The 251-nt window shown below is 55.8% G+C and carries 1 protein-coding gene; it reads right to left on the bottom strand.

Translation table 11 applies throughout. From position 1 onward, the window contains the following. Window positions 1-209 (bottom strand): cadherin repeat domain-containing protein (locus H5114_RS20770; protein ID WP_310736401.1); only part of this gene is annotated, 209 nt, incomplete at its 3' end. Between the last annotated feature and the right edge of the window lie 42 nt (window positions 210-251).

Below are 251 nucleotides of genomic sequence, written 5' to 3' on the forward strand. Positions count from 1 at the left end.
TCAAAGTCATTGGCGACGGCGGCCACGCCCGCTGGGGTCAAGCTGATGACACCGGTCACGGGATCAATCTCAAACCAAGCGTCATCATTGCCGCTGACGATACTGTAGGTCACTGGCGTGCCTTCTGGATCGGTCGCAGACACAGTACCGATCACCGTGCTGTCGCTGCTGTTTTCATTGTAGCTAAAGTTGTAGCTGGTTTCGCCCACGGGTGGGGTGAACTCAGGCGCTTCATTGACATCAAGCTCAGT

Source organism: Shewanella sp. SR43-8, assembly GCF_014163775.1.
Lineage (GTDB): Bacteria > Pseudomonadota > Gammaproteobacteria > Enterobacterales > Shewanellaceae > Shewanella > Shewanella vesiculosa.